The sequence below is a fragment of the Caulobacter zeae genome, assembly GCF_002858925.1.
Taxonomy (GTDB): Bacteria; Pseudomonadota; Alphaproteobacteria; order Caulobacterales; family Caulobacteraceae; genus Caulobacter; species Caulobacter zeae.
In genome coordinates this window covers 119,448-143,814 of record NZ_PJRS01000040.1, presented here as the reverse complement: position 1 = coordinate 143,814, position 24,367 = coordinate 119,448, and the positions used below count along the sequence as shown (strand labels likewise).

Genomic DNA, 24,367 nt, shown 5'->3' with positions numbered 1-24,367 from the left:
CGGAGACCTCCGGTCCGTGAGCCAAGCCCTGAAGAACCTGACCGTCGAGGACGCCCGCGGCCGCATGCTGGACGGCGCTACGCGCCTGGGCGTCGAGGCCGCCGCCCTGCCGGACGCCGTCGGTCGCGTGCTGGCCCAGGACGTCGTCGCCGATCGCTGCCAGCCGCCCTTCGACGCCTCGGCCATGGACGGCTGGGCGATCCGCCGGGCCGACTACGGCGTGGTCGAAGCCTTCGCGGTCGTCGGCGAAAGCGCGGCGGGCCGGGCCTATCCCAAGGCCGTGCAGGCCGGGCAAGCGGTGCGGATCTTCACCGGCGCGCCGGTTCCCGCCGGCGCCGATCTCGTCGTCATCCAGGAAGAGGCGATCCGTGATGGCGACCGCGTGTCCTTCGCGGCCGGTGAAAGCCCCAAGGCCAACATCCGCCCGGCCGGCGGCGACTTCCGCTCCGGCGACCGGCTGCTGGAGGCCGGCGTGCGCATCGATCCCTGGCGGCTGTCGCTGGCCGCCGCCGCCGGCCTGGCCGTGCTGCCCGTCGCCCGTCGGCCCAAGGTGGCGATCCTGGCCACCGGCGACGAACTGGTTCCGCCCGGCGGTGCGCCGGCGCCCGACCAGATCTTCGAATCCGGCTCGTTCAGCCTGGCGGCCCTGATCGAGGCCTGGGGCGGGCAGGCGATCAAGCTGGCCCCCGCCGCCGACTCCGTGGACGCCATCGCCGCCGCCGTGGCCGACGCGGCCGTCGACCTGGTGGTGACCATCGGCGGCGCCTCGGTCGGCGACTACGACCTGGTCAAGCCGGCCATGACGCGACTGGGCCTGGATCTTCGCGTCCAGACCATCGCCGTGCGTCCGGGCAAGCCGACCTGGTTCGGCTTCATCGAGGGCGGCCGCCGGGTGCTGGGCCTGCCGGGCAACCCGGCCTCGGCCCTGGTCTGCGCCGAGCTGTTCCTGCGCCCGCTGCTGGCGGCCCTGTCGGGCGCCGATCCGGTCCTGCCGTTCGGGGTCGCGCGCCTCTCCGCCCCCCTGCCCGGCAACGGCCCTCGCGAACACTGGATGCGCGCCGCGCGGTCGATCGACAATGAGGGTCGGGTGACGGTCGCGCCCTTCCCCGACCAGGATTCCTCGCTGGTCGGCGTCTTCGCCCGCGCCGACGCCCTGGTCATGAGACCCGCCGGCGCCCCGCCCGCCGCCGCCGGCGACCTGGTGACCACCCTGCCGCTGGCCCGCGCCTGAAACGCCCCCTGAATCGGCGACGACGAGCGAGCGGCATGCTAAGCCGCGAAAGTTGAACGGAGTTCGAGTGTCCATGGGTCGCGCCGGCAAGATCGCAGCGCATGTGTTCCTGGCCTTTCTGGCCCTTCTGGTCGGGCAGGTCCTGGCCGTCGGCCTGGACACCGATCGGCCGGGCCTGCTGGCCCATGCCGGCGTCTACGCCCTGTCGGCCTTCGTCGTGGAGTTGCTGTTCCGCCTGGAGCGAGCGCCCTGGCGGTTCGTGGCCGCCGCCGACTACCTGCGCATCGCCCGCTCGGCGGCGCTGACGGCCCTGACCTTCTCGCTGCTGGCTTTCGTCGTCCTGCCCGACTTGGACGGCGGCCTGCGCACCATCCTGGCGGCCCTGGTCGTGCAGATCGGCCTGCTGGCCGCCCTGCGCGTCGGTCGCCGGGCGCTGCACGAGGGCGTGCTGGGCGAGGCCCTGCTGCGCCTGCGCCCCGCCCCCGCCCATCCGGCCCTGCCGCGCCTGCTGATCATCGGCACGGCGGCCGAGGCCGAAGCCTTCCTGCGCGACCCGGCCCTGGCCGAGCGCTACGCCGTGGTCGGCCTGCTGACCCCGCAGGCCCGCGAGACCGGCGACGAAATCCGCGGCGTCTGCGTGCTGGGCGCCATCGACCGCTTCGACGCCGTCATGCGCCAGCTCAACGACGGCGGCCTGTCGCCTGCCGCCGTGCTGTTCCTGGCCGAGGCCCCCTTGAGCGCCTTCGGCGCCGAGCGCCTGGGCCGGCTGAAGAGCGAAGGCGTGCGCCTGCTGCGCCGCCAGGGCGTGGTCGAGATGGGCGAGGGCCCCACAGCCGCCGCCCTGCGCGAGATCAGCCTCGAGGAACTGCTCAGCCGCGCGCCCGTGCGCCTCGACCCCGCGCCCGTCCGCGCCCTGGTCAGCAGCCGCCGCGTGCTGGTCACCGGAGCCGGCGGCAGCATCGGATCGGAGCTTTGCAGGCAGATCGCCGCCAGCGGCGCGGCCCACCTGACGATGGTCGACGCCTCCGAAGCCAACCTCTTCCTGATCGACCGCGAGATCGCCGAGGCCTGGCCCGCCCTGCCGCGCCGCGAGGCCCTGTGCGACGTGCGCGACGCCGATCGCGTCACCCGCCTGCTGGCGGCCGAACAGCCCGACATCGTCTTCCACGCCGCCGCCCTCAAGCACGTGCCGATGGTCGAGAACCATCCGTGCGAGGGCGTGCGCACCAACGTGCTGGGCACCCGCAACGTCGCCCTCGCCGCCAGGGCCGCCGGCGCCGCGCACTTCGCCCTGATCTCGACCGACAAGGCCGTGGCCCCGTCCAGCGTCATGGGCGCCACCAAGCGCGTGGCCGAAGCCATCGCCCGCCAGTTAGGCGGCGGCGGCCAGATGCGGGTGGGCGTCGTTCGCTTCGGCAATGTGCTGGGCTCGGCCGGGTCGGTGGTGCCGGTGTTCCGCCACCAGATCGCCCGCGGCGGCCCGGTCACCCTGACCGACGCCAATGTCGAGCGCTACTTCATGACCATCCCCGAGGCGGTGTCGCTGGTGCTGCGGGCCGTGGCCCAGTCGGCCGCCGACGCCGAGCCCCCGGCCGGCGTGCTGACGCTGGAGATGGGCGAGCCGGTGAAGATCATCGACCTGGCCCGCAGGATGATCGAGCTGCAAGGCCTCGTCCCCGGCAAGGACATCGAGATCCGCATCACCGGCCTGCGTCCAGGCGAAAAGCTCACCGAGGCCCTGGTCGACGTCAACGAGACCGCCGCGCCCAAGTCGGCCGGCGTGGTCGAGGCCACCCCGGTGGCGCCGACGCCGCGCATAGACGAGACGACCCTTGCCGCCCTCGAGGCCGCCGCCCTGGCCGGCGACGAGTTCGGCGTACGCGCGCAGCTGTTCGCGCTGGTCGAGCGGCTGCGGTCGACGACGGCGGAGACGGCGGAGGCTTGATCCGCAGAACCTCCCCTGTGGGGGAGGCGGCCGAAGGCCGGCGGGGGGTCGTTCTCAGCTGCCGAAACCTCCGCCGATTTCGCTCACTTCCCCCCACCGATCGCTTCGCGATCACCTCCCCCACAGGGGGAGGCCCCCAAGCCCCTCAATGAAAATCCCGGCTTCGCAGCAGCCGGCCCGACACCTTCTGGCGCACGCGCGGCGCCGGGGCGCCGGGTTCGTCGCGCAGGGTCGACAGCTCCGCCGACAGGTCGGTGAAGCCCTCGGCGACGATGTGGATCACGCCCTCGGCCGCCTGCACCCGACCATGCACCACCAGGAACGAGGCGGTCATCACCACGTTGCGGTCGGCCTCGAAGCGGTCCTTCCAGACGACCGCGTTGGCCACGCCCGTCTCGTCCTCCAGGGTGACGAACACCACGCCCTTGGCCGTGCCCGGCCTCTGGCGGATCAGGACGAGCCCGCCGACCGACACCTTCTGGCCGTTGCGCATGCCCGCCAGCCGGTCGGCGGTGACCGCGCCCATGTCCCGCAGCATCGGCCGGTAGAAGCCGCATGGGTGGGCCTTCAGCGACAGGCTGGTGGTGCGATAGTCCTCGGCCACTTCCTGAGGCTTGCCCATGGCCGGCAGGGCCACCCGATCCTCGAACAGGGGCAGGCCGGCCAGCAGCGGGGCCTGGACCGGCGCCCTGTGCTCGCCCTTCAGCCCCTTGACCGCCCACAGGGCGTCGCGGCGCGACAGGCCCGTGGAGGCGAAGGCGTCGGCCTCGGCCAGCAGTTCCAGCGCCCGCTGCGGCACGCCCCCCTGCGCGAACTCCGCCGGCGTGCGCGCGCCCTCGTCGCGGGCCTTCACCAGGGCCTGGACGTCGACCGCCTTGAGGCCCTTGATCTGGCGCAGGCCCAGGCGAAGGGCCTTCCAGCGCGGGCGGGTCTTTTCGCAGGAGATCTTGCGGGGGTCGCGTCGTGACGGAGGGGGCGAGGGACAGAGCGCCGTGCGCGCCGTCGCCCCCTCCACCGCTTCGCGGTCCCCCTCCCCCGCTGACGCGGGGGAGGAACTGGAAGCCTCCAGCGTACAATCCCAGTCACTGGCCATCACGTCCGGCGGCCGCACCTCAACCCCGTGCTCGCGGGCGTCGCGGACCAGCTGGGACGGCTGGTAGAAGCCCATCGGCTGGGAGTTGATCAGGGCCGCGCAGAACACGTCCGGCCAGGCCCATTTGATCCAGGCCGAGACATAGACCAGCTTGGCGAAGCTGGCCGCGTGGCTTTCCGGAAAGCCGTAGTGGCCAAAGCCCTCGATCTGCTTGAAGCAGCGCTCGGCGAAGTCGCGCTGGTAGCCGCGGCGCACCATGCCCTCGACGAACTTCACCCGGTACTCGGCCGGCGTGCCCAGGTTGCGGAAGGTGGCCATGGCCTTGCGCAGGCCGTCGGCCTCGTCCGGCGTGAACTTGGCCGCCTCGATGGCCAGACTCATGGCCTGTTCCTGGAACAGCGGCACGCCGTAGGTATTGCCAAGGATTTCCTGAAGTTCGTTCTCCGGGCCGTGCTCGGGCGAGGGATGCGGCCAGTCCACCGGCTCGATGCCGTTACGGCGCTTGAGATAGGGATGGACCATGTCGCCCTGGATGGGGCCGGGCCGCACGATCGCCACCTCGATGACCAGGTCGTAGAACCGCCGGGGCCGCAGGCGCGGCAGCATCGACATCTGCGCCCGGCTCTCCACCTGGAACACCCCGATGCTGTCGGCCACGCACAGCATGTCGTAGACGCCCGCCACCTCGGCCGGCACGCCCGCCAGGTCGACGATCGGCTCGCCGTGATCTTCGCGCAGCATGCCGAAGGCCCGCTGGATCGCCGTCAGCATGCCCAGGGCCAGAACGTCGACCTTCATCAGCCCCAGGCTGTCGATGTCGTCCTTGTCCCACTCGATGAAGGTGCGGTCCTTCATCGCCGCATTGCCGATCGGCACGGTCTCGTCCAGCCGCCGCTTGGTCAGCACGAAGCCGCCCACGTGCTGCGACAGATGGCGGGGAAAGCCCATCAGCTCGGTGGCCAGGGCCACGGCGCGGGCGATCTCCGGCGCCTTGGGGTCAAGGCCGGCGTTCCTCAGGTGCTCCTCTGGCAAACCGTCGCCCCAGCTGCCCCAGACGGTGCCGGCCAACAGGCTGGTCACATCCTCGGTCAGTCCCAGGGCCTTGCCGACGTCGCGGATGGCGCTGCGCGGGCGGTAGTGGATCACCGTGCCGCAGATGGCCGCATATTCCCGGCCATAGCGCTGGTAGACGTACTGCATCACCTCCTCGCGCCGCTCGTGCTCGAAGTCGACGTCGATGTCGGGCGGCTCGCCGCGGTTCTCGGAGATGAAGCGTGTGAACAGCAGCCGGTGCTTGGTGGGGTCGATCGCCGTCACCCCCAGGCAGTAGCAGACCGAGGAATTGGCCGCAGACCCCCGCCCCTGGCACAGGATCCCCTGCCCCCGCGCCCAGCCGACGATGTCGTGCACGGTGATGAAGTAGTTGGGGTAGTCCATCTTGGCGATGAGCCGCAGTTCTTCCTTCAGCTGGGCCTCGACCTTGGGCGGAACCCCGGCCGGATAGCGCCAGGCCGCCCCCTGCCAGGTCAGGTCGGTCAGGTGCTGCATCGAGGTCTTGCCCGGCGGCACCGGCTCGTCGGGGTACTCTTCCTCGAGGTGCTTGAGGTCGAAGCCGATGCGCGAAACGATCTCGGTGGTCCGCGCGATCGCCCGGGGCCAGCGCTCGAAAAGGCGCGCCATCTCGGCCGGGGCCTTGATGTGGCGCTCGGCGTTGGCCTCGAGCCGGAAACCGGCCTCCTGGATCGTGCAGTGCTCGCGCACGCAGGTGATCACGTCCTGCAGCGGCCGCCGCTCGGGTCCGTGATAGAGCACGTCGTTGGTGGCGACCATCGGCGCGCCGGCGCCCTCCCCCAGGGCGTCGAGGCGGGCGAGGCGCTTGAGATCCTGGGCGGCGTAGGCGCGGCTGGCCGCCAGCCATACCCGGCCCTTCAGCACGCAGGCTATGCGGGCAAGGTCGGCCTCGAAGGCGGCGTCCAGCTTTTCGGGCGGCACGACCAAGACGAGCTGCCCCTCGCCGTGCTCGACGAAGTCGGCCCACGACAGGACGCACTCGCCCTTGCCCGCCCGCCGCTGGCCCACCGTCAGCAACCGCGTCAGCCGCGCGAAGGCCTCGCGGTCGGAGGGATAGCAGAGCAGGCTCGGCGTGCCGTCGGCGAAGTCGAGGCGACAGCCGGCCAGGGCCCGGACCTTGAGCTTCTTGGCCGCCGTCCAGGCCCGCACCACCCCGGCCAGGCTGTTGCGGTCGACCACGCCCACGGCGGCAAGGCCCAGGGCCTCGGCGGTCAGCATCAGCTCCTCGGCGCGCGAGGCCCCGCGCAGGAACGAGAAGTTGGTGGTGGCCTGGAGCTCGGCGTAGGCGTGGGTCATGGGATCCTCCCCCCGTGGGGGAGGTGTCCGCGCAGCGGACGGAGGGGGGAGCAGCTGATGAGCGTCGACCGCCGCGGACGCTGAAAACGGCCCCCCTCCGGCCCTCCGGGCCACCTCCCCCAGAGGGGGAGGATCTTTTTAGCGCCCGCGTCTCCAGACCCTCCCCCAGAAGGGGGAGGCGGCCCGGAGGGCCGGAGGGGGAAGCGGCTGCTGAGTTCGGCGCGCGTACGAACGTGAGGAATGACTTCCCCCTCCGTCGGCTTCGCCGACACCTCCCCCTTCAGGGGGAGGGTCTTTGAGGCTTCAACCAAACAGGCCATGCAGCCACCACTTCGGCAACGCGTCGTCGCCATAGAGACCCTGGCGGTAGATCCAGAACCGGCCGCCGGCCTCGTCCTCCACCCGGTAATAGTCGCGGATCCGGCCCGGACCCGTGTCGTCGAAGTCGCCGCGCCACCATTCCTGGCCGATGCGCTCAGGCCCCTCGGCGGCGCGCAGGCGGTGATGGCGGCCGCGCCAGGTGAAGCGCAGCGGCGGGTCGTCGGGAAGCTTGGCCATCACCTCGATCGGTTCGGGGCGTTTCAGCAGCCGGGTCGGGCGCGGCAGGTCGGGGTTCCAGGGCCGGGCGTCCGTCGGCGCCGCCAGGGGCGCGGACCGGCCCACGGCGCGCTCGGGCACATGGCTCTCCACCGGGTCGGGCCGCCAGACGCGCCCATCGCCCAGCCGGTTGACCAGCCGGTCGACCAGCGGCGCCAGCGCCTCGGCCGCGTCCAGTTCGGCGTCGATGCGGGCCTGGCCCTGCGCCAGGGCCTCGACCGCGAAGGCGTGGACGGTGATCACGTCGATGCCGAAGCCCGGATCGACGACGTCGAGCCTGGGCGCGACCAGCTTGGCCAGGCGCGCCGCATCGCGCCCTGGCCGCGCCAGGCCGACGGGCACGGCGAAGACCTTGCCGTCCAGGCGGTGATATACGACCTCGAACCGCTTGGCCCCGCGCCCCTCTGCCTCCAGCCGCTTGCAGATCAGGGCCAGCACGTCGGCGGCGACGCGAACCAGATCCTCGGGCGCGCTGATCGGCTCGAAGAAGGCCAGGCGCTCGAACCAGGGGCTGGCCGGGCGCCGGAAGGCCAGGGCTTCGCCGGCCGCGCCCAGGGCCTGGTCCAGCCGCTGGGTGAACGCCAAGCCGAAGCGCTTGGCCATCTGGGCACGCGGCAGGGCGTAGAGCTGGCCCACGCGATGCAGGCCAAGGCGCGGCAGCTGGGCCTGGGCGGCCTCGTCCAGCCGCAGGGCCGCCACCGGCAGGCGCGCCAGGGCCTCGCGCTGGCCGCCGGGCGGAACCACCGCTCGCCCTGATCCGAAGCGCGCCCCTCCAAAGCGAGCGAGGGCCCAGGCCGCGCCGGCGGTGTCGGCGATCGCCCCGCGCGCCGGCACGCCCCAGCGCGACAGGCGCTCCAGCAGGTCGGCCAGCATGGCGTCCTCGCCGCCCCACAGGTGGTCGGTCCCGGTGATGTCGAGCAGCAGGCCGTCGTCGCCGTCGACCGCAACAGCCGGCGAGAACCGCACGCACCAGTCGCAGAGGCTCTCCAGCGCCCGCCGGTCGGCGTCCGGGTCGTGATCGGCGGTGACAAGCTGCGGAACCAGCGCCAGGGCGTCGGCGGCCTTCTGGCCGGCGGAAAGACCCAGCGCCATGGCGGCGGCGTCGACGGCGGCCAGGCGACGGGTTCCGCGTTCGGAGACGAGCAGGGCGAAGGGGGGGTCTGGCTCCACCGGCTGCGCCGGCCCCCTCCGGCCCTCCGGGCCACCTCCCCCAGGGGGGGAGGATCTGGGGCTCGACACCCTCTCCCCCTCAGCCGACGGCGAGAAGGCGTTCGGGTGATGGCGGCGCCAGGTCGTGATCGGCCAGTTCGGACACCACACGGAAAGGATGCGGGCCATGATCGGCCTCCGAATGTTCCAGGATCCACGCTCCCGGGCGTCCGCCACGGCAGCGTTCCAGCGCCACGCGCCAGGCGGGCGGGCCGAGGCCCAGCCCATCCGGCGGCGCGCGCCCCGGCGCGGGCCCCACCCGCCAGCGGCTGAAGGCCGCCGAACCGGTCGCGCCCTTGACCGGTCCGCCATAGGGCCGGCGGTGCAGCACGATCCCGAAGCCCCCCGCCCGCTCGCAGGCCAGTTGCAGCCGGCGGCCAGCCACCAGGTCCGGCGCCTCGGCCTCGCCGATGGCGACCGCGACGCCGGACGTGGCCAGGGCGTCCTCCAGCACGCTCAGCCCCTCGGCCTCGTCACGCACCCGCACCATCACCAGCCGCTCGACCGGAAAGCCCAGGTTCACCAGGCCCGGAACATAGAGGTCCGAGCGCCGCAACACCCAGACCACCGCGCCCTTGGCGGCGCGAGGTCTTGCGAGAAGCGCCACGAAGGCCGCCGTCGCCGCCCCGCTCTCGCCCTCCAGCCCCTCGCCGACCACCTCGTGCCAGCCGGCCCTGGGCAGCCCCCCGCCGGGAAGGCGGGAGTCGATGCGCCAGTCACCGAACGGCAGGACCGGAGTCGGAGTCCGAGTCCCCGCCTCGATGGCGGCGATCCGACCTCTCAGGGCCTCGATACGCGCCTCGCGCGAGCCGGGCATGGCGACCTCCGTTCACATTTTGTTCTGATCCCGATGGAGGCCGGAGTCAAGGTGATCGAGTGTGGCGGGGTGTCACCTGCCGCCCCCCCCCTTTTCCTCCCGTCATTCCCGCCCTTGTGGCGGGAACCCCTGGTTCCATGCGCACGTGAAGTGCAAGCGGATCGCTGGCGATCCGCGCCATCTGCCCTTGCGGCTGAAAGAGAGGTTCCCGCCACAAGGGCGGGAATGACGGGAGTTTGGGAGTGCGTCCCTAAACCCGCTCCACGCGCCGTCCCGCCAGGGCGCTGACCAGGGCCTCGGGAGCGGCGGGCTTGTGCAGCACCGGGCCGTCGTCGAGGCCGGGTTCCTGGTAGCCGGTCAGGTAGACGAAGGGGATGGCCCGCTCGGCCAGCGCCTTGGCCACCGGCGTGACCATGCGGCCGCCGAGGTTCACGTCGAGCACGGCGCGGTCGATCAGGCTGCTCTCGATCAGCTCCAGGGCCTCCTCGACGTCGCCGGCCGGACCGACCACCTGGGCGCCGGCCAGGGCCAGCACGCGGGCCAGCTCCATGGCCACCAGGGCCTCGTCCTCGACCACCAACACCCGCTGGTCCTGCAGGCCGCCGTCGGGCGGGGCGCCGGTCATGGCCGCCGAGCGCTCGCCCCCGCCCGCATGGGGCAGGGCCCCGCGTGAAAGCTCGATGCGGCAATGCAGGCCCTCGGCCCGCCAGTCGTGCGAGACCTGCGCGCCCAGCTGCTTGCCGGCGTTCTGGATCAGGGTGGAACCGAAGCCGCGCCGGGCCGGGGCGATGGTCGTCGGACCGCCGCCCTCGCGCCAGTCGATGACGAGCCGCCCGGCCTCCCAGGTCCAGCGCACTTCCAGCACCCCGCCGGGCGCCGACAACGCCCCGTACTTGCTGGCGTTGGTGGCCAGTTCGTGCACGACCAGGCCCAGCGACTGGGCCGCCTCGGCCCGGATCAGCACAGGCGGGCCGTCCAGCACCACCCGGCTTTCGTGCTCGACGCTGTAGGCTTCCAGCTCCTGCTCCAAGAGGGCCCGTAAGCCCGCGCCGGTCCAGCGGGTGGTCGACAGCAGGCTGTGCGAACGAGCCAAAGAGCCGATACGGCCGCTGAGCGCGGTGACGTACTGGCGTTTGTCGACGAAGGGGGTCAGTTGGACCAGCGACTGCACCACCGCCAGCACGTTCTTGGCCCGGTGGTCGACCTCGCGGATCAGCAGGCGCTCGGTCTCCTCGGCCTGGCGCAGGGCGGCGTCGGCGCGGGCCCGGCCGCTGGCCGCCCAGATCAGCTCGGCCACGTCGCCGACGAAGGCGACCTCGTCGACACCCCAGGTGCGGGCGCATTCCTGGCAGACGAAAAGATACGAGACCAGCCGCCCGGCCTTGACCAGCGGCACGGCCACGAAGGCCCGGATGTCGAGCGCGACATAGGCGTCCAGGCTGTGACGGGTGCGCGTGTCCTCGCGGACGTCGTCGATCACCACCTGCACCCCGGCCCGCAAGTCATCGCTCATCGCCGGGCCGAAATCGTCGAGCACGAACAACGGACCGACCAGGGGCTGCACGCCCTCCCCGCCCCACTCGCCGACGATCTGGGTCGAGACGCCGGCCAGGTCCACCTCGGCATAGCCGGCGCGCTGGGCGCCCAGCTGCGCGGCCAGCACGGCGCAGGCCCTGTCGGCGATGGCGGCGACCTCGCTCTCCTCGCGCAGCTGACGGCCCAGGTCCAGCATCAGGGCCCGCCGCCGCTCGCGCACCAGGAGGCGCGCCAGCTCGGCCTCGGCCCGCTTGCGCGCGGAAATGTCGGTGACCAGCACGTAGTAGCCGAGCACGGCGCCGTCGGGGGCCACGTCCGGTACGTACTTGGCCTCGACATGGCGCAGGCCCGCGGCCTGGTAGGGCACTTCGCCCTCGAAGGTCAGGCTCTGGCCTTCCAGCGCCCCGTCGACATGGTCGCGCACGCGCTCATAGGCGTCCGCGCCCATGACCTCGAGCAGGGACCGGCCCTCGATGTCCTCGCGACGGACGCCGAACCAGGTCTCGTAGGCGCGATTGACGAAGCGATAGCGGCGATCGGCGTCGACATAGCCGATCAGGATCGGCACGGCGTCGGCCATGGTCGCCGAGAAGGTGTCCCGTCGACCGGCGTGAGAGGGCGAAGGGGCGTCGTCGGTCATGGATTACGGCGCTCGTTTCGCGAAGGAGCGGCAGGCTTGCACGCCCACCTCTCAAGGTGGAGTGAGACAAACGGTCGCGCCCCGTCTCTTCGCCGGAGCGCCTTCAGTCCTCCCGTCGGAAGGTGACCACCAGCACGTCGCGCCGCGCCTCCTGCCCGGCTTCGAGCGGCGAGATCGCGGTCACCCCGTGCAGGACGCGATGGTCGTCGATGAACACCGCGTCCCCCGGCTGCGTCAGGGTGAACGAGCCCAGGGCGCGACCGTCCGGGGCGAAGATGTCGGTGACGCCGCTGGCCACATTGTGCCGCTCGACCAGCATAACGATCACCCAGTCGACGCCGTCGCGGTGTGCGCCTTCGGGCGTGGGCAGACCGGCCTCGCCGTCGTGGGCCTCGATGCGGAACTGGTGCAGCTCGACATGCCAGGCCGCGGGCGGGTCGGCGGTCAGCGGGTGGAAGAGCTCCAGTCCCGCCTTCAGCACCGCCCGGGTCGCCGGATGCTCGGCGACGCCTTGCGTCACCGGCTCGAACCACCGCTGCACGCCGCCGTTCAGGGCGTTGTAGTCGCGGCTCTGGTAGTGCGGCTGGTGCGGCTTGCGCGCGATCGTACCGTCGGCCGAAGCCGCGAAGGCCGCGAACCGCCGCCTGCGATAGCGCCCGCCGTCGGCCATGAAGCCGTCGACGCCCAGGTCGTTCCAGCTCTCGGCGAAGAGGTCCCAGTCCGGCAGCCCGCCCAGCAAGGCGCGCATGTCGGCGGCCGGGACGATGGCGAAGCCTTCCGCCTCGATGCTCTTGGAGATCCCGCTCACGCCGGCGCTCCCGGGCGGAAGAACAGCCCGAGCTTCAGCGAACGGGCGATGCGCTCGGCCTTCTGGCCGACGATCGCCGCGCGCGGGGCGTCGAACAGCTCCACGCAGGTGGCGTGGAAGAGGTTCAGCCAGGGGGTGAACATCCACTCCTGGAAGCCCTCGATGCGCTGGTGCACCGCCATCGGCGAGCCCTTGTAGCGCCCTGAGCCTTGCAGCACCGTGGCCCAGAAATCCTTCAGCGTGGCCATGTGATGGGGCCAGGCGTCCTCGGCGATCTGGCCGTTGAACACCGGCCCGATGCGCGGATGGCGGCGGACCTTGGCGTAGAAGGTCTCGACCAGGGCGTCGATCTCGGCGTCGGTGAAGGTCGGTTCTTGGAGGGCGGGCTCGGACATGGGCCCTAGATGGTCCCAAGCGGCCCGCCAGCCAAGCTAGGGAACAGTACCTAAGCGGAAAAATGGGAGGCGAACCTCGTCCTTCGACAGGCTCAGGATGAGGTTCTACTGCACGTCCTGTGAAATGGTCCTCACCCTGAGCCCGTCAAAGGGCGAGGACCACGCACGCCTTTAGGCCTTGCCCGTCACGCCCTGCTGGGGCGCATTGCCCTGCAGGCTCCAATCGCCGGCCTTGGCTTCCGGACCGCGATCCAGGCGCAGGTTGTTCTGCACGTTGTCGACGCCCGAGACGCTCTCAGCCAACAGCTCGGCCCGGCGCTTGTCGTCGCGGGCGTGGACCGTCCCGCTCAGAGTGACCTCGCCGTCCTTGACCGCCACCTCGATGGACGAGGCGTCCAGCCAGCCGTCGTCGGTCAGCCGGTCGCTGACGTCCTCGCGGATGCGCTCGTCCGAACGGCGATAGCCCTTGGGACCCCGGCCGCGATGGTCGGCGCGGATGGCCGCGTCGTGCTCGCGGCGGCGCTGGGCGTCGTGGTCGCCCATCCAGGCGGAGACCTCGTCGCGGGCCCGCTCGAACCAGCCGCGATCCTCGTCGTGGCGGTCGCGCGGATGGCGGGCATAGGCCCAGTGCTCACGGTCTTGGCGCCCCCGCCCCGGACCGTCGGTGTAGTAGTTGCGTTCGCGCTCGTGACGGCGGTCGAAATAGGCCCGGTCGCCATAGTCGGGCGCCTCGCCGCGATAGCCGCCCCCGCCGTAGTCGGCCGTGGAGCCGCCGAAGTCGAAGCCGCCGACCTGGCCGTAATCGCCCGGCGCCCGATAGCCCCGGCCCGAGGCGTAGTCCGAACCCGAGCGGATCGAGCCATAGCCGATGTCGCCGCCCTGGCTGATCGCCCGGCGCAGCTCGGCGCTTCCCGAGCGGCGACGCGGCTCGCCGTAGCTGCGCTGCTCGCGGGCGGCGTAGCGGTCGCGCCAGTCGGGATCCTGGGCGTAGCGATCCTGGCGGCGCCCATCAGCGCGCGAGGCGTCGTAGCCGTAGCCGCGCTCGTCGTCGAAATCTCGGTCGCGGTCGATTTCGAAGCGGCCTTCACGGTCGTTCCAGCGGGACTCGGGCATCAGTCTTCTCCGTGGCTCTCATGTGGCGTCGGGACGCGTCGAGGCGTCCCACGGGCTGAGAACGGAGGGGCCGAAAGGCCTGTTCCTAATGCGACGCTTCTTTGCACCCGCGCCCAGCTACTTGTGGAAGACGCAGGGATAAGTCCCACGCCCCCTGTAGTTTGTCGGTGAGCAAGGCGTGCCTTCGCGCGCGGAGGAGCTTATGTTGGCGCCCTAACGCCATGCGCTTCGACGACCGCTTCCTTGAAGAACTGAAGTCCCGCCTTCGCCCCTCCGACGTGGTCGGAAAGACGGTGAAGCTGCGGCGGCAGGGTCGCGAGTACGCGGGGCTGTCGCCCTTCACCAAGGAAAAGAGCCCGTCGTTCTTCGTCAATGACGACAAGGGCTTCTACCACTGCTTCTCCAGCGGCAAGCACGGCGACATCATCAGCTTCCTGCAGGAGACCGAGCGCCTCACCTTCTCCGAGGCGGTCGAACGGCTGGCCGCCGAGGCCGGCATGTCCCTGCCCGAGCCCGACGCCCGCGCCGCCCAGGACGACCGCAAGCGCGCGGGTCTGGGCGACTGGATGGAGCTGGCCGCGGCCTGGTTCGAGGCCGAGTTGCGCCGCCCGGTGGGCAAGGACGCCCGCGCCTATCTCGACCGCCGCGCCCTGCCCGAAGACCAGTGGACGCGCTTTCGCATCGGTTTCGCCCCCAACGGCCGCACGGCGCTGAAGGACTATCTGGTCGCCAAGGGCGCTAAGCCCGGCGACCTGGTCGAGGCGGGCCTGCTGATCGCGCCCGAGGACGGCGGCGCGCCCTACGACCGCTTCCGCGACCGGATCATGTTTCCGATCACCGACACGCGCGGCAAGGTCGTCTCGTTCGGCGGCCGGGCCATGGATCCCAACGCCCGCGCCAAGTACCTGAACGGTCCCGAGACCAGCCTCTTCCACAAGAGCCGGGTGCTCTACGGCCTCTACGACGCCCGCAAGATCCTGCATGCGGCCCAAGCGGCGGCTCCCAACGAGCAGACCCCGCTGCTGGTGGTCGAAGGCTATATGGACGTCGTGGCCTGCCAGCGGGCGAACCTTTCGGCCGTGGCGGCCATGGGCACGGCCCTGACCGAAGAGCAGATGGAGGCGCTGTGGCGCCTGCATCCCGAGCCGACGCTGTGCTTCGACGGCGACAAGGCCGGCCAGCGCGCCGCCAGCCGCGCCATCGACCGCGCCCTGCCCCTGCTCAAGCCCGGCCGTTCGTTCCGCTTCTCGATCGTCAGCGGCGGCAAGGATCCCGACGACGTGCTGCGCGAGCAGGGCCCGGCGGCGCTGAAGGCCCAGGTCACCCAGACCACCCCCTTCGTCGAGGCGCTGTTCGTGCGCGAGCGCGACCTGGAGCCGCTGGACACGCCCGAGCGCAAGGCGGGCCTCAAGCAGCGCCTGCGCGCGGCGGCCGGCACGATCGCCGACAAGGACCTGGCCAGCGCCTACAAGGACGATCTCTACGCCAAGCTCGACGTCCTGTTCCCCAAACCGGCCTATGGCGGCGGCGGGCAAGGCGCCTATGGCGAGGGGCGCCCGTTCACCCCGCGCGGCGGCGGTGGCGGCGGCTGGAAAGGCCGCGAGCGCGGTCCGCCCGATCCTGGCATCCGCGGCGTCGCGCGCGAGCAGATCGGCCGTCGACTGAACCCCTTCCACGCGGCCGTGGCCATCGCGGCCGTCGACCATCCGGGCTGGGCGCGCCCCTATGACGAGGCGCTGGAGCGGATCGGCTTTGGCGAAGCGCGCCTCAAGGGCCTGGCCCACGAGATCTTCGAGGCGCTGATCGACGATATCAGCGAGGACACGCCGTTCCGCGACATCCTGGTCCGCAAGGGCCGGGGCGAGGAACTGGCCGAACTCGACCGACTGGCCCAGACCCTCAAGCCGCCGTTCCTCGATCCCAAGATGGAGCGCGAGCGGGCCCGCGCCCTGTGGGCCGCCTGCTACGAGGCCATCGTCGAGGTCGGCGACGCCCAGCGCGCCCTCAAGGCCATGCGCGAGGAAGCGGTCACCGCCGCCAGCCTCACCGCCACCCGCGACCTGCGCGACCGCATCGCCATCCTCGAACGCCAGATCAGCAACCTGGAATTCTGGCAGCCCGCGCACTGAGAAACCTCCCCAGGAGGGGGAGGCGATCGCGCAGCGATCGGTGGGGGGAGAAACTGCAAAACCGGCCACCGCCCCGAAAGCTGAAACCGTCCCCCCACCGGCCTTCGGCCGCCTCTCCCAGGAGGGGGAGGTTCACCGACCAAGATCCCCCCCCCCTGAAGGGGGAGTTGCCCCGAAGGGCCGGAGGGGGAAGTGTCTGATGACCTCAGCACATCCCCCAACGTCAGCAGTCCCTCCCCCCCTCAGTCGCTTCGCGACAGCTCCCCCTCAGGGAGAGCATCTTTGGGGACCCACGCCCTTCACTGCCGCGCTTTCCCCCGCTAACAACGCCGCCATGCGCATCGTCGTCGTCGGAGCCTACGGGCTGATCGGATCCTACGTGACCGCCCGCCTGCTGGCCGACGGCCATGCGGTGGTCGGGGTGGGCCGCGACCTGACCCAAGCGCGCCGGCGGTTCCCGAGCGTCGACTGGCGCGCCGCCGACCTGCGCACCGCCGGCGCCGCCGACTGGACCGCACTGCTGACCGGCGCCGACGCCGTGGTCAATTGCGCCGGCGCGTTGCAGGACGGCCCGCGCGACGACCTGCAGGCCGTTCACGCCCAGGCCGTCGCCCGCCTGGTCGAGGCCTGCCAGGCGACCGGCGCGCGGCTCGTCCACATCTCGGCCGCCGGGGTCGCGCCCGGTCGCGTCGATCCGTTCGGCGCCACCAAGCAGGCGGCCGAAAGCCTGATCGCGCAAAGCGCCATCGACTGGATCATCCTGAGGCCCGGCCTGGTGATCGCGCCGGCGGCCTATGGCGGCACGGCGCTGCTGCGGGCCCTGGCGGCGTTCCCGCTGGCGATCCCCGCCGTGCATGCCCAGGCCCGCGTCCAGGTTGTCGCCGCCGAGGATGTCGCCGCCGCCGTGGCGACGGCGATCCGCCCCGAGACCGCGCCCGGCCAGAGCCTCGACCTCGTCCATGCCGAGCCAATCGCCCTCGCCGACCTGCTGGTCCGGCTGCGCGGCTGGCTGGGCCTTGCGCCCGCCCCCGTCGTCGCCCTGCCGCCCGCCGTGGCGGCGATCCCGGCCAAGGCCGCCGACGCCCTGGCCTTCCTCGGCTGGCGCAGCCCGATGCGCAGCACCGCCCTCCAGCAGCTGCGCCTGGGCGTGGCCGGCGAGGCCGCGCACGCCGAACGGCTGGGCCTCGTCCCCCATTCGCTCGACCAGATCCTGGCCGCCATGCCGTCGGGCGTGCAGGAGCGCTGGTTCGCCAAGGCCTGGCTGGCCAAGCCGCTGATCCTGGCGACGCTCTGCGCCTTCTGGCTGGTCTCGGGCCTGATCGGGATCACGGTGAGCCGGGACGCCGCCGTCGCCCTGCTGACCAGCGCCGACATGCCGCAGCCCTTGGCCCAGGCCTTGGTGGTCGGCGGCGGGATCGTCGACATCGCCCTGGCGCTGATGGTCGCCCACCGCCGCACCGCGCGCCTGGCCCTGCTGGGCATGATCGCCGTCACCGCCGGCTATCTGGCCGGCGGCGCGATCGTGCGGCCAGACCTGTGGCTCGACCCGCTGGGCCCGCTGGTCAAGAGCATTCCCGCCGCCATGCTGGCGATCGCCGCCCTCGCTCTGCTGGACGAACGCTGATGGACCTCTATCTCCTGCTGAAGGCCGCCCACGTGGTGGGCGCCACGGTGCTGCTGGGCACGGGCGCCGGCATCGCCTTCTTCATGCTGATGGCCCACCGCACCGGTCAGCCGGCCCTGATCGCCCACACCGCCCGGGTGGTGGTGATCGCCGACACCGTGTTCACCGCCAGCGCCGTCATCGTCCAGCCGATCACCGGCGCGGCCCTGGCCCATGTGGTCGGCTATCCGCTCTTCAGCGGCTGGATCGGGCTGAGCCTGGTGCTCTACGTCGTCACCGGCCTGTGCTGGCTGCCCGTGGTGTGGATCCAGATCCGCCTGCGCGACCTGGCCGACGCCGCCGCCAAGGCCGGCGAGCCCCTGCCCGAGCGCTACCACCGCCTGTTCCGCGCCTGGTTCGTGCTAGGCTTCCCCGCCTTCGCCGCCGTGCTGGCCATCGTCTGGCTGATGCTGGCCAAGCCGAGCTTCTGAGCATGACCGCCTATTCCAAAGACGATGTCGCCCGCCTCGCCGAACGGCTGCTGGATCGCAGCCTGCCCAAGGCGCAGTGGACCCACGCCGCCCACCTGACGGCCACCCTGCGTCTGGTGCGCACCCGCGATGAGGGCCTGGAGCGCGACCTGCCGGGAATCATCCGCGCCTACAACGAAGCCGTCGGCGGGGTGAACGACGACGCCAGCGGCTATCACGAGACCATCACCCAGGCCTATCTGGCCGCCATCCGGGGCTTCGTCGCCGCCCTGCCGGCCGATCTCGACGACGGCGAAGCGGCCGCCCGCCTGCTGGCCACGCCGCTGGGCGACAAGGCCTGGCCGCTGGGCTTCTGGTCGCGCGAGCGGCTGTTCAGCGTCGAGGCGCGTCGCGGCTGGATGGAGCCGGACCTGGCCGCCCTGGACCACGCGCCGCCGGACGCCGTGCGATGACCCTGATCATCACCCTGGCCCTGCTGGCCGCTAACCTGTTCTGCTTCCTGCTGTTCGCCCACGACAAGGCCGCCGCCGTGCGTGGCGAGCGGCGGGTGCCCGAGCGCGTGCTGCTGCTGTCGGCGGCGATGTGCGCCGCGCCCGGCGCGCTGATGGCCCAGCGCTGGCTGCGCCACAAGACCCGCAAGCAGCCGTTCGGGACCTGGCTGATCCTGATCGCCTTCGCCCAGGCCTGCGCCGTCGCCGGCCTCGTCGTCCTGGCCTATCGAGCCCCATGACCCAGCGCCTTCTCACCCTTCTTCGCGGCAAGACCCCCATCCGCCCGCTCGACGCGCTGAAGGGCGGCGGCGGCGCGCTGCTGGGCCTGCTGTTCGCGGGCCTCTTGGGACGCTTCGCGGTCGGCGGCGGCGACTGGCTGCATCCGCTGCTGGTCGCGCCGATCGGGGCCTCGGCGGTGCTGATCTTCGCCGTCCCCGCCAGCCCCCTGGCCCAGCCGCGCGGCGTGATCGGCGGCAATGTCGTCTCGGCCTTCATCGGCATAACCGTGGCCATGCTGCTGCCGAACCAGCCGCTGGTCGCAGCCCCGCTGGCGGTGGGCCTGGCGATCGCGGTGATGATCCTGCTGGGCTGCCTGCACCCGCCCGGCGGCGCGGTGGCCCTGATCACCGTCATCGGCGGACCGGCCGTGACCAAGGCCGGCTATCTCTTCGCGCTCAATCCGGTGGCCGTGGATTCGGTGCTGCTGGTCGCCGCCGGCATGGCCTGGAACCGGCTGGTCGGCCGCTCCTATCCGCACAGGGCTCCCGCGCCGCCGCCCAGCCCGCACGGCACGGCCGATCCCCTGCCCGCCTCGCGCATCGGCTATGACGCCGGCGACCTGGACAAGGCCCTGGCCCGCTACGGCGAGCTGCTCGACGTCAGCCGCGAGGACCTCGACGCCCTGTTCCGCGAGGTCGAGATCCAGGCCCACCAGCGTCTGCACTCGCAGATCCGCTGCGGCGAGGTGATGTCGCGCGACGTCATCCGCCTGGACCGCGCCCAGTCGGCCGAAAGCGCCCTGGCCTTCCTGCAGAGCCACGACCTGCGCGCCGCCCCAGTGGTGGACGAGGACGGCCGCGTCATCGGCATGGCCCGGCGGGCCGAACTACAGGCCAACCGCCGCCGCACCGTCGAGGCCGCGCTCGATCCGTTCGTCCACCGGGTGCGCGAGGGCACCCCGATCGCCGCCCTGCTGCCGATCCTCTCCAGCGGCCAGACCCACGAGGCCATGGTCGTCGATAGCGACCGCCGGCTGGTGGGGGTGATCACCCAGACCGACCTGATCGCCGTGCTGTATCGCGCCCACATCGTCGAGAGCGTGCTGTGACAAGGCTTGACTGACGCGCGCGTCGCCGCGCCATGCTGAGGCAAATCCATAGGGGAAACGCCATGCTCGTCGTCCACCACCTGAACAACTCGCGCAGCCAGCGCGTGCTGTGGCTGCTGGAGGAATTGGGCGTCCCCTACGAGGTCAGGCGCTACGAGCGCGACGCCAAGACCATGCTGGCCCCGCCCGAGCTGCTGGCCATCCACCCGCTGGGCAAGTCGCCGGTGATCACCGACGGCGACAAGACCATCGCCGAGACCGGCGCCATCATCGAATACATCCTCGACGCCTACGGGAACGGCCGCCTGATTCCGCCGGCCGGCACGCCCGAGCGCCTCCGCTTCACCTATTGGCTGCACTACGCCGAGGGCTCGGCCATGACGCCGCTGCTGCTGAAGCTGGTCTTCACCGCCCTGCCCGCCCGCGCGCCGGGCCTGCTGAAGGGCCTGGTCAAGGCCATCGCCGCCAAGGCCCAGTCGGGGTTCGTCGATCCGCAGCTGAAGAGCCATATCGACTACTGGAACGGCGAGCTGTCCAAGTCCGAATGGTTCGCCGGGCCGGAGTTCACCGCCGCCGACGTGATCATGAGCTTCCCGCTGGAGGCGGCCGTGTCGCGCGCCGGGGCCGGTTCGCGCCCCAAGGTGAAGGCCTTCCTCGACCGCATCCACGCCCGCCCGGCCTATCGCGCCGCCCTCCAGCGCGGCGGCGAGTACGCCTACGCCGACTAGGAAGAAACCCTGCAACTCACGGCCGAGCCTGCGCCTGCGACACGGCGACGCTCGGCCGCGATCTTAAGACTTCACACACCACGGATGCGCAAAACCTCTCCCTAGAAGCCGCCAGTCCATGGCTAAGCTTGCCCGGAGATCAAGGTTGTCCCTGTCGCGTGTTCGAACCTGGCGTGATCTGCTTCACGCTCTCGGTCGGACACTGGCCGCAACCTCCGCGATCATCGTCACTCTACTGGCCGTAACGTTGTCCAGCTCCTCGCCGCGCGACCCTGGACGCGTCGCCGCCGTGTTCCCGCCCTGGTGGACCCCCGCCCGCGCCGCCGGCGCCGCCACCTCGGCGGGCGACATATCCGGCGCCGGCGCGGTTCCCTTCATCCTGGTCCTGCGCGGCGACCCGGCCACGCTGGGCGGCCGCCTGCGCGCCGCCGGCGCCCTCGTCCTGCTCGATCCCGACGCCGCCGGCGTCTGCGCCAAGACCGTCCTGGAGCCCCGTCCATGAGCACGAAGCCCTCGAATCTCGACGCGCAGCGCCGCTCCGGCGGCCGGCTGATCCTGCTGCTGACCACCCTGATGGCCCCGATCGTCGTCGCCGCCCGCTTCCTGGTCGGCGAACCGGTGCTCGGCATGGCCGTCGCCACGGTCATGGTCACGGCCCTGGCGGCCGGCGCCGTCCTGCACCGGGGCGAGACCGCCACGGGCCGCATCCTGTCGGGCGTGGCGCTGATGGCCCAGGTCTCGCTGCTGGTCGCCGCCCTGGGCGGCCACGACTGGCAGATCGACATGCACATGGCGTATTTCGCGGCCCTGGCCCTGCTGGTGGTCTATTGCGACTGGACCGTCATCGCCGCCGCCGCCGCCACGGTCGCGGTGCACCACCTGGCGCTCAGCTACCTGCTGCCCACCGCCGTGTTCCCCGGCTCGGCGAGCCTGGGCCGGGTGCTGGTCCACGCCGTCATCCTGATCGTCGAGGCCGGCGCCCTGATCGCCGCGACCTTCAGCATCCACCGCGTCATCGGCCTGGCCGAGCGGGCCCGGGCCAAGGCCGAGGCCGCCATGCAGGAGGCCCGCGAGGCCGACGCCGCCGCCGACAGCGCCCGCCGTTCGGAAGAGGAAGGCCGCATCGCCCACGCCGCCGTGCAGGCCGCCGCCGAGCGCCAGCGCGCCGACATGGTCGACGCCCTCGCCGCCAGCCTGTCGCGCCTGGCCAAGGGCGACCTGTCGGTGCGCCTGATCGAGGAGTTCTCCGAGTCGTACGAGCAGCTGCGCGCCGACTTCAACCAGGCGGCCGGCAAGCTGGCCGGGGCCCTGGCCATCATCGACGAGCGCGCCTCGGGCGTGCGCCACGGCTCCGACCAGATCGCCGACGCCGCCGCCAACCTGTCGCGCCGCACCGAGCAGCAGGCCGCCAACCTGGCCGAGACCGCCAGCGCCATGGACGAGATCACCGCCACGGTCGGACAGACGGCCGACGGCGCCCGCAAGGCCGCCGCCGTCGTGGCCCGGGCTCGCGACGACGCCCGCCGCTCGGGCGAGGTGGTCGGCGAGGCGGTCGACGCCATGGGCGCGATCGAGACCTCGGCCACCCAGATCTCGCGCATCATCGGGGTGATCGACGAGATCGCCTTCCAGACCAACCTCCTGGCCCTGAACGCCGGGGTCGAGGCCGCCCGCGCGGGCGAGGCCGGCAAGGGTTTCGCCGTGGTCGCTTCGGAAGTTCGGGCCCTGGCCCAGCGCTCGGCCGAGGCCGCCAAGGAGATCAAGCAGCTGATCACCACCTCCACCCGCCAGGTCGGCGAGGGCGTAGAACTGGTCGGCCGCACCGGCGAGGCGCTGGACCGCATCGTCCTGCAGATCGCCGAGATCGACGGCCTGGTCTCCGAGATCGCCGCCAGCGCCCAACACCAGGCCCAGGGCCTGACGCAGGTGAACACGGCGGTGAATCAGATGGACCAGGTTCTGCAGCAGAACGCGGGCCTGGTGGAGGAGACCGCCGCGGCGACCCATGCGCTGAACGACGACGCCGGCGAGCTGGCCCGACTGGTCGGCCAGTTCCAACTGCCGGCAGACCGCTTGGCGGGAACTGCGACGCGCGGTTCGCGACGGGCCTGAGGACCGGGCGCCTTCGTCAGCTTGGCCACGCAACCCTTAGGGCGCGTGAGGCTTGCTTATCCGGAATGCGGCGCCTATCCTCTCAGCCCCCGGTCGCGATCGCCAGCGACTGGAAGTCTTCCTCCCTTAGGGCGAACCGAGCTAAAATCCACAATGGAAAAAGTGCCGATGACCGTCGTGGGTTATCAAACCCTCGACGAAGAACTGAAGCGTTTGAAGACGATCGAACGGCCCGCCGTGATCGCCGCGATCGCCGAGGCGCGCTCGCACGGCGACCTCTCGGAAAACGCCGAATATCACGCCGCCAAGGAACGCCAGGGCTGGATCGAAGGCCAGATCGCCGAGATCGAGGACAAGATCGCTCGCGCCCAGGTCATCGACGTCTCGAAGCTCTCCGGCTCGCAGGTGAAGTTCGGCGCCACGGTCAGCGTGGTCGACGAGGACACCGAAGAAGAGGCTCGCTACCAGATCGTGGGCGACCACGAGGCCGACGTGAAGTCGGGCCGCATCTCGCTGAGCTCGCCGCTGTCGCGCGCCATGATCGGCAAGGAAGTCGGCGAGGTGGTCGAGGTCAACACGCCCGGCGGCGTGAAGGCCTACGAGATCCTCAAGGTCGAGTGGGTCTAGGGGTCAGCCCCAAACCCGCCATGAAGTTCGGCCAATCGCCGCGGAGTCGCCTGTTCAGGGTGGTTCCGCGGCGTTCGCCGTTTTGAGGGCTGGAGCGATGAGCGCCAATCAGACGCCAGGTTCCGAACCGCTGACCATCTGGGCCGTCTCGGACGGTCGCGCCGGCATCGAGGCCCAGGCTGTAGGCCTAGCCGAGGCCATCGCGCGCAAGCGCCCCGCCAGGATCGTCGTCAAGCGCGTGGGCTGGAAGGGGCGCACCGGCCGCCTGCCCTGGTGGCTGGCCTGGCTGCCGCGCCGCTGGCTGACGCCCGAGAGCGAGATCACCCCGCCCTGGCCCGACCTGTGGGTCGCCGCCGGCCGCGCCACCCTGCCCCTGTCGATCCGCCTGAAGAAATGGTCGAGCGGCAAGACCTATGTGGTGCAGATCCAGGATCCGCGCGTCCCGGCCCACATGTTCGACCTGGTGATCCCGCCCAAGCACGACCGCCTGACCGGCGACAACGTCGTGCCGATCACCGGCTCGCCGCATCGCGTCAGCCAGGGCCGCCTCGACGCCGAATACGAGAAGTTCAAGGACGCCATCGAGGCCCTGCCCCGCCCGCGCGTGGCGGTGCTGCTGGGCGGCAAGTCCAAGGCCTTCGACCTGCCGGTGGAACGCGCCGCCCAGATGGCGCACGAGATTCAGCTGCCTCTGGAGCAGGAAGGCGGCAGCCTGCTGATGACCTTCTCGCGCCGCACGCCCGAGCCGGCCCGCGCCCTGCTGGCCGCCCGCCTGCGCGACGTGCCCGGCATCATCTGGGACGGCGAAGGCCCCAACCCCTACTTCGCCTTCCTGGCCGCGGCCGACTACATCCTCGTCACCGAGGACTCGACCAACATGGCCACCGAGGCGGCCTCGACCGGCAAGCCGGTGTTCATCCTCAAGATGGAAGGCCAGAGCGTGAAGTTCCGGCTCTTCCACGAAGAGCTCGAGCGCCAGGGCGCGGCCCGTCCCTATGGCGGCGCCTTCCACGGCTGGACCTACGAGCCGGTGGACGAGACCGGCCGCGCCGCCGCCGAGGTCCTGGCCCGGATGGACGCCCGCAAGGCCGCGCTCTAGCCTGACCGG

Annotated in this window: 20 protein-coding genes; 13 read left to right on the top strand and 7 right to left on the bottom strand. The window is 71.7% G+C overall.

All coding sequences use genetic code 11. From position 1 onward, the window contains the following. Window positions 1-16: 16 nt before the first annotated feature. Both SGCZBJ_RS19280 and SGCZBJ_RS19275 read left to right on the top strand, forming a co-directional pair. The gene (locus SGCZBJ_RS19280; RefSeq protein WP_276308971.1) at window positions 17-1,231 is read left to right on the top strand and encodes a molybdopterin molybdotransferase MoeA; all 1,215 of its coding nucleotides are present in this window, start codon (window positions 17-19) and stop codon (window positions 1,229-1,231) included. A gap of 73 nt (window positions 1,232-1,304) precedes the next feature. Further along, window positions 1,305-3,176: a polysaccharide biosynthesis protein gene (locus SGCZBJ_RS19275; RefSeq protein WP_101719565.1), complete on the top strand. Its 1,872-nt coding sequence runs from the start codon at window positions 1,305-1,307 to the stop codon at window positions 3,174-3,176. A gap of 145 nt (window positions 3,177-3,321) precedes the next feature. Here SGCZBJ_RS19275 and SGCZBJ_RS19270 read toward each other — a convergent pair whose 3' ends face one another. The 7 genes from SGCZBJ_RS19270 to SGCZBJ_RS19240 all read right to left on the bottom strand — a co-directional run bounded on the left by SGCZBJ_RS19270 (window position 3,322) and on the right by SGCZBJ_RS19240 (window position 13,751). Then, on the bottom strand, window positions 3,322-6,636 hold the full coding sequence (locus tag SGCZBJ_RS19270) for an error-prone DNA polymerase (RefSeq protein ID WP_101719564.1): 3,315 nt from the start codon (window positions 6,634-6,636) through the stop codon (window positions 3,322-3,324). Between the two features lie 303 nt (window positions 6,637-6,939). Then, window positions 6,940-8,571, bottom strand: a complete 1,632-nt coding sequence (locus SGCZBJ_RS19265) for a Y-family DNA polymerase (RefSeq protein WP_101719563.1) — start codon at window positions 8,569-8,571, stop codon at window positions 6,940-6,942. Continuing rightward, the gene (locus SGCZBJ_RS19260; RefSeq protein ID WP_101719562.1) at window positions 8,483-9,259 is read right to left on the bottom strand and encodes an ImuA family protein; all 777 of its coding nucleotides are present in this window, start codon (window positions 9,257-9,259) and stop codon (window positions 8,483-8,485) included. Before SGCZBJ_RS19260 ends, SGCZBJ_RS19265 begins: the two co-directional genes overlap by 89 nt. A 250-nt stretch (window positions 9,260-9,509) precedes the next feature. Beyond that, complete coding sequence (locus SGCZBJ_RS19255; RefSeq protein WP_165799383.1) at window positions 9,510-11,435, bottom strand: HWE histidine kinase domain-containing protein; 1,926 nt, start codon at window positions 11,433-11,435, stop codon at window positions 9,510-9,512. Between the two features lie 103 nt (window positions 11,436-11,538). Beyond that, the gene (locus SGCZBJ_RS19250; RefSeq protein WP_101719600.1) at window positions 11,539-12,183 is read right to left on the bottom strand and encodes a 2OG-Fe dioxygenase family protein; all 645 of its coding nucleotides are present in this window, start codon (window positions 12,181-12,183) and stop codon (window positions 11,539-11,541) included. A gap of 56 nt (window positions 12,184-12,239) precedes the next feature. Beyond that, on the bottom strand, window positions 12,240-12,638 hold the full coding sequence (locus tag SGCZBJ_RS19245) for a group III truncated hemoglobin (protein WP_101719561.1): 399 nt from the start codon (window positions 12,636-12,638) through the stop codon (window positions 12,240-12,242). A gap of 171 nt (window positions 12,639-12,809) precedes the next feature. Beyond that, the gene (locus tag SGCZBJ_RS19240; protein WP_101719560.1) at window positions 12,810-13,751 is read right to left on the bottom strand and encodes a BON domain-containing protein; all 942 of its coding nucleotides are present in this window, start codon (window positions 13,749-13,751) and stop codon (window positions 12,810-12,812) included. Window positions 13,752-13,972: 221 nt separating this feature from the next. Between SGCZBJ_RS19240 and dnaG the strand changes: the two genes are divergently transcribed. The 11 genes from dnaG to SGCZBJ_RS19185 all read left to right on the top strand — a co-directional run bounded on the left by dnaG (window position 13,973) and on the right by SGCZBJ_RS19185 (window position 24,358). Beyond that, window positions 13,973-15,880: a DNA primase gene (dnaG, locus tag SGCZBJ_RS19235; protein ID WP_101719559.1), complete on the top strand. Its 1,908-nt coding sequence runs from the start codon at window positions 13,973-13,975 to the stop codon at window positions 15,878-15,880. 334 nt (window positions 15,881-16,214) lie between these two features. Beyond that, window positions 16,215-17,504 (top strand): SDR family oxidoreductase, encoded by a 1,290-nt coding sequence (locus SGCZBJ_RS19230; RefSeq protein ID WP_101719558.1) that lies wholly within the window; start codon window positions 16,215-16,217, stop codon window positions 17,502-17,504. Then, on the top strand, window positions 17,504-17,974 hold the full coding sequence (locus SGCZBJ_RS19225; RefSeq protein WP_101719557.1) for a DUF2269 family protein: 471 nt from the start codon (window positions 17,504-17,506) through the stop codon (window positions 17,972-17,974). Before SGCZBJ_RS19230 ends, SGCZBJ_RS19225 begins: the two co-directional genes overlap by 1 nt. Window positions 17,975-17,976: 2 nt before the next feature. Continuing rightward, window positions 17,977-18,426 (top strand): hypothetical protein, encoded by a 450-nt coding sequence (locus tag SGCZBJ_RS19220; RefSeq protein WP_101719556.1) that lies wholly within the window; start codon window positions 17,977-17,979, stop codon window positions 18,424-18,426. Continuing rightward, a complete protein-coding gene (locus SGCZBJ_RS19215; protein WP_101719555.1) occupies window positions 18,423-18,704 on the top strand; it encodes a DUF1294 domain-containing protein in 282 nt (93 codons plus the stop codon). The genes SGCZBJ_RS19220 and SGCZBJ_RS19215 overlap by 4 nt, the downstream gene beginning before the upstream one ends. Next, window positions 18,701-19,792, top strand: coding sequence for an HPP family protein (locus SGCZBJ_RS19210; protein WP_101719554.1), 1,092 nt, complete (start codon window positions 18,701-18,703; stop codon window positions 19,790-19,792). The genes SGCZBJ_RS19215 and SGCZBJ_RS19210 overlap by 4 nt, the downstream gene beginning before the upstream one ends. A 62-nt stretch (window positions 19,793-19,854) precedes the next feature. Then, a complete protein-coding gene (locus SGCZBJ_RS19205) occupies window positions 19,855-20,520 on the top strand; it encodes a glutathione S-transferase (RefSeq protein WP_101719553.1) in 666 nt (221 codons plus the stop codon). 247 nt (window positions 20,521-20,767) lie between these two features. After that, window positions 20,768-21,022, top strand: a complete 255-nt coding sequence (locus tag SGCZBJ_RS19200; RefSeq protein ID WP_240621575.1) for a hypothetical protein — start codon at window positions 20,768-20,770, stop codon at window positions 21,020-21,022. Then, entirely contained in the window at window positions 21,019-22,632 is a 1,614-nt protein-coding gene (locus SGCZBJ_RS19195) for a methyl-accepting chemotaxis protein (protein WP_101719552.1), read from the top strand. The genes SGCZBJ_RS19200 and SGCZBJ_RS19195 overlap by 4 nt, the downstream gene beginning before the upstream one ends. A 153-nt stretch (window positions 22,633-22,785) precedes the next feature. Beyond that, on the top strand, window positions 22,786-23,259 hold the full coding sequence (gene greA, locus SGCZBJ_RS19190; RefSeq protein WP_058349843.1) for a transcription elongation factor GreA: 474 nt from the start codon (window positions 22,786-22,788) through the stop codon (window positions 23,257-23,259). A 97-nt stretch (window positions 23,260-23,356) separates the two neighbouring features. Beyond that, window positions 23,357-24,358, top strand: a complete 1,002-nt coding sequence (locus tag SGCZBJ_RS19185) for a mitochondrial fission ELM1 family protein (protein WP_101719551.1) — start codon at window positions 23,357-23,359, stop codon at window positions 24,356-24,358. Window positions 24,359-24,367: the final 9 nt, after the last annotated feature.

Excerpts from the sequence above, each read along its gene's own strand:
- SGCZBJ_RS19275 (WP_101719565.1), top strand. The coding sequence starts at position 1,305 with ATGGGTCGCGCCGGCAAGATCGCAGCGCATGTGTTCCTGGCCTTTCTG.
- SGCZBJ_RS19270 (WP_101719564.1), bottom strand. The coding sequence starts at position 6,636 with ATGACCCACGCCTACGCCGAGCTCCAGGCCACCACCAACTTCTCGTTC.
- SGCZBJ_RS19265 (WP_101719563.1), bottom strand. The coding sequence starts at position 8,571 with ATGGCCCGCATCCTTTCCGTGTGGTGTCCGAACTGGCCGATCACGACC.
- SGCZBJ_RS19260 (WP_101719562.1), bottom strand. The coding sequence starts at position 9,259 with ATGCCCGGCTCGCGCGAGGCGCGTATCGAGGCCCTGAGAGGTCGGATC.
- SGCZBJ_RS19255 (WP_165799383.1), bottom strand. The coding sequence starts at position 11,435 with ATGACCGACGACGCCCCTTCGCCCTCTCACGCCGGTCGACGGGACACC.
- SGCZBJ_RS19250 (WP_101719600.1), bottom strand. The coding sequence starts at position 12,183 with ATGCGCGCCTTGCTGGGCGGGCTGCCGGACTGGGACCTCTTCGCCGAG.
- SGCZBJ_RS19245 (WP_101719561.1), bottom strand. The coding sequence starts at position 12,638 with ATGTCCGAGCCCGCCCTCCAAGAACCGACCTTCACCGACGCCGAGATC.
- SGCZBJ_RS19240 (WP_101719560.1), bottom strand. The coding sequence starts at position 13,751 with ATGCCCGAGTCCCGCTGGAACGACCGTGAAGGCCGCTTCGAAATCGAC.
- dnaG (WP_101719559.1), top strand. The coding sequence starts at position 13,973 with ATGCGCTTCGACGACCGCTTCCTTGAAGAACTGAAGTCCCGCCTTCGC.
- SGCZBJ_RS19230 (WP_101719558.1), top strand. The coding sequence starts at position 16,215 with ATGCGCATCGTCGTCGTCGGAGCCTACGGGCTGATCGGATCCTACGTG.
- SGCZBJ_RS19225 (WP_101719557.1), top strand. The coding sequence starts at position 17,504 with ATGGACCTCTATCTCCTGCTGAAGGCCGCCCACGTGGTGGGCGCCACG.
- SGCZBJ_RS19220 (WP_101719556.1), top strand. The coding sequence starts at position 17,977 with ATGACCGCCTATTCCAAAGACGATGTCGCCCGCCTCGCCGAACGGCTG.
- SGCZBJ_RS19215 (WP_101719555.1), top strand. The coding sequence starts at position 18,423 with ATGACCCTGATCATCACCCTGGCCCTGCTGGCCGCTAACCTGTTCTGC.
- SGCZBJ_RS19210 (WP_101719554.1), top strand. The coding sequence starts at position 18,701 with ATGACCCAGCGCCTTCTCACCCTTCTTCGCGGCAAGACCCCCATCCGC.
- SGCZBJ_RS19205 (WP_101719553.1), top strand. The coding sequence starts at position 19,855 with ATGCTCGTCGTCCACCACCTGAACAACTCGCGCAGCCAGCGCGTGCTG.
- SGCZBJ_RS19195 (WP_101719552.1), top strand. The coding sequence starts at position 21,019 with ATGAGCACGAAGCCCTCGAATCTCGACGCGCAGCGCCGCTCCGGCGGC.
- greA (WP_058349843.1), top strand. The coding sequence starts at position 22,786 with ATGGAAAAAGTGCCGATGACCGTCGTGGGTTATCAAACCCTCGACGAA.
- SGCZBJ_RS19185 (WP_101719551.1), top strand. The coding sequence starts at position 23,357 with ATGAGCGCCAATCAGACGCCAGGTTCCGAACCGCTGACCATCTGGGCC.